The 4,006-nt window shown below is 72.9% G+C and carries 1 protein-coding gene and 1 pseudogene; both read left to right on the top strand.

Features of this window, described 5'->3' with window-relative positions; all coding sequences use genetic code 11:
- A partial coding sequence (locus tag G3I40_RS22435) for a S8 family serine peptidase (protein ID WP_164303933.1) occupies positions 1-3,631 on the top strand: 3,631 nt, incomplete at its 5' end.
- Between the two features lie 131 nt (positions 3,632-3,762).
- Positions 3,763-4,006: pseudogene (locus tag G3I40_RS22440) on the top strand (hypothetical protein); the annotation flags it as partial.

Raw genomic sequence — 4,006 nt, forward strand, 5'->3', positions numbered from 1 at the left:
CGCAGCGGCCAAGGGCGCCACCGCCACGGTGACCCTGGTGACCGGCGACCGCGTCCTGGTCACCACCGACGCCAAGGGCCGCAGCGCCGCCACCGCCCTGCCCGCCGCGGACGGCACCGCCGCCGCGGTGCTGCAGACCCGCCAGTCCGGCAAGGACCTCTACGTCTACCCGGACGGCGCGCTCCAGGCGATCGCCGCGGGCCGCGTCGACGACCAGCTCTTCAACGTCACCGGGCTGATCCGGCAGGGCTACGACGACGCGCACAGCGCCACCCTGCCGCTCATCGCCACCTACGACGGCTCCGTGGACGTGGCGCGCAGCGTGCCCGCGACCCCGCGCGGCGCCGAGCGCGGCCTCGTCCTCGACCCGATCGACGGCGTCGCCCTGAAGGCCGACAAGAAGCGGACCGCCGACTTCTGGGCCGACATCACCGCCACGCGCCGCACGCGCGCGACCGGAGACCTCAAGAAGGTCTGGCTCGACGCGAAGGCCCGGTCCCTGCTCGACAGGTCGACCAAGCAGGTCCACGCCGACCAGGCCTGGGCCGCGGGCTACGAGGGCAAGGGCACCAAGGTCGCCGTCCTCGACACCGGCGTCGACACCGAGCACCCCGACCTCAAGGGCCGGGTCGCCGAGTCGAAGAACTTCACCGACTCCCCGGACACCGACGACCACCAAGGCCACGGCACCCACACCACCTCCACCGTCGGCGGCACCGGAGCGGCCAGCGACGGCAAGAAGAGGGGCGTCGCCCCCGCCACCACCCTGCTCAACGGCAAGGTCCTCAACGACAGTGGCTCCGGGGCCACTTCATGGATCATCGCCGGTATGCAGTGGGCCGTCGACGAAGGCGCCGACGTCGTCTCGATGAGTCTCGGCAACCCCGACGAGCTCGACTGCTCCGACCCCATGTCGCAGGCCACGCAGGAGCTGGCGCGGTCCGCGAAGAACACCCTCTTCGTGATCGCCGCGGGCAACTCGGGCCCGTCCCTGAACACGGTCTCCTCGCCCGGCTGCGTCCCCGAGGTGCTCACCGTCGGCGCCGTCGACCGCGACGACACCACCGCGTCCTTCTCCAGCCGCAGCCCCGTCCAGCGCACCCACACCCTCAAGCCCGAGATAGCCGCCCCCGGCGTCGCCATCTCGGCGGCCGCCGCGGGCGGCCGGGGCGTGTACGCGTACCAGTCCATGAGCGGTACGTCGATGGCGACGCCGCACGTCGCGGGCGCCGCGGCCCTCGTGAAGGAGCGCCACCCCGACTGGGACGCGCAGGCGATCAAGCAGGCACTCGTGTCGTCCGCCGACAGCGACGTCCCCGGCGACGCCCGCGAGACCGGCGGCGGCCGGCTCGACGTGAAGGCCGCCATCGACGAGACGGTGCTCGGCGCGGGCGCCGTCCAGGCCGGCACCTTCTCGTGGCCCCAGGACCCCAGCGACCGCACCACCGTCGGCGTCCCGTACACCAACACCACGGACAAGCCGGTGAAGTTGACGCTGTCCGTGGACCGCGTCACCGGCAACGACGGCTCCACGGTCCGCTCCTCCGTGGCCGTGCCGCGCCGGCGCACCGTCACCGTCCCGGCCGGCGGCACCGCCGAGGTTCCGCTGAAGGTCGACCCCACGGCCTCGCTCACGCCGGCCCAGTACGGCGACGTCACCGGCCGCGTGCTGGCCACCGGGCCCGGCGGAGTGCACGTCTCGACCCCCTTCTCGCTGTACGTGGAACCCGAGACGGTCACCCTGCGCGTGAAGTTGATCGACCGTCAGGGCAAGCCGGCCGACGGCCCCTCCTCGCTGGACGTCATCGGCACCGACACCGCCACCGGCGAACGCCGCCCGAACGAGGGCGCCACCGACCAGACCTACCGGCTGCGCCCCGGCGCCTACTTCCTCTCCGGCTTCATCGGCACCCCGCAGAGCACCGGGGACCTCCTCGACTCGCTCTCCTACATGGCCCGTCCGCAGCTGAACCTGCGCAAGGACACCACCGTCGTGCTCGACGCGCGCAAGGCGCACAAGCTGAGCGTGAAGACGGACAAGGCCTCCGAGGTGCGCGGCGCCACCCTCGGGTTCGCCCGCACCTGGGACGGGAGCTGGCTGCACGCGGGCACCGCGGCCGGCAGCCGCACGATCCGCTCGTACTACGCGGACGTGGACGGCAGGGCGAGCGACGGCACCTTCGAGTTCGACAGCTTCTGGCGCGCCGCCGCCCCGCAGCTGTCCGCGTTCGCCGTCGTCGGCGGCCCGGCCCTGCACCCGGTGACCGGCTCCACCAGCTCCGTCAACCTCGACGGCACCGGCACCTCCCCGCTCGTCGACGCGAAGTCCGGCACCGCCGAGGAACTGGCCGCGGCCGGCGCCAAGGGCAAGCTCGCCCTCGTCAAGCTGCCCGCGGACGGCAGCGCGGGCACCGTTGCCACCAACGCGGCGAAGGCCGGCGCCAAGGCTGTCGTCCTCTACCGCGAGGCGGCCGGGCGCTGGTACCCGTCGGTCGGCTTCACCGGCGGCCCGGTGCCGATGCTCGGCCTGGAAGCCGCCGAGGGCCGGGCCCTGGCCGCGCGCGTGGCGGCCGGCGCCACGACGCTGCGCTGGAAGGCCACCGCCGAGAGCCCGTACGTCTACAACCTGGTCTTCCCCGAGACCGGCCGGATCGGCTCCGACCGCACCTACCGCGTCCGCGACAAGGATCTCGCCGCGAACAAGGCGACGTACCGGGCCGTCGGCACCGCCACCGACTACATCGACACCCCCTCCGCCACCCGGCCCTCCGGACTCGCCGCCTCCTTCGGTGACCTGCTGACCGTCGCGGCGCCCTCGCAGCGCACCGAGTACTACTCGGCGGGCAGCACCGGCTGGGGCCACCAGGTCTCCAGCAGCTTCCCGTTCGGCGAGTTCATGATCGACCCGGTCCGGACGTACCAGAAGGGCGAGCACCGCTCCGAGGAGTGGTACGGCGGCGTCCTCGCGCCCACCGCCCCGCTCGACGACGCGGGCGCGCAGACCCTCGCCGCCGAACGGCAGGGCAACCTCATCGGCGTCGCCCCCGGCTTCTGGGGCGACACCGAGCACCAGGGGATCCAGGGCAGCTTCGGCGACGTCGGCGGCATGCAGCTCAAGCGCGACGGCGAGACGATCGGCGACTCGGGCTGGCCGTTCGGCGTGTTCGAGGTCCCGGCGGACGACGCGGCGTACGAACTCAGCCTCAACACGATGAAGATCGGCTCCCGGGTCTGGAACCGGTCGCCGCAGACGCTGACCACGTGGTCGTTCCGCTCGCACCTCGACGAGGACGTCTACTCGCAGGGCATCCCGCTGCTCTTCCCCCATCTGACGCTGCCGGAGGACGGGCTCAAGACGCTCGCCGCCGCCGACGGACAGCGGATCGGCGTGACGGCGACCGGCCACGCCGGGTACACCCCGGGCGACCTGACGAAGGTCGCGCTCTCCTTCTCGTACGACGACGGGCAGACCTGGACCGAGGCGAAGACCTCGCGACAGGGCGGCAGGTGGAGCGCGACCGTGAACCACGCGGGCGCCTCCGGCAAGCAGGTCACCCTCAAGATCCAGGTGACGGACTCCAAGGGCAACGCGGTCACCCAGACCGTGGCCCGGGCGTACGACGTGCGCTAGTTCGAAAGATCACCTGTTCCGGTGTGCCGGACGGCTGTCCCGTGGGGGGTGGGCCGTCCGGCGCACCCATTCCGTGGGGGATTTTCCCGATGCCCCGTTTTCGTACGGCCCGTGCCGTGGACAATGAAGGCATGAGCCAGCAGGGGGAGAGGCCCACCCGTCGCCCGGCCCAAGAGGACGACTGGTGGGGTCAGTTGTACGAAGACGCTGCCGCCGACATCGCCGACGACACCGGACCGGCCCCGACCGCGGACACCCTGGACGACCGATTCGCCTCGGCCGGGGCGGTGACGGCTCCGCCGGGCTCCGTGCCCGCGCCCCGCGCCCCGGACACGCTCCGGCGCCCCGCGGAGGACGGGAGCGGCACCGAGGCCC

Origin of the sequence: Streptomyces sp. SID14478 (assembly GCF_010548525.1) — a bacterium.
In the GTDB taxonomy this organism is placed as follows: Bacteria; Actinomycetota; Actinomycetes; order Streptomycetales; family Streptomycetaceae; genus Streptomyces.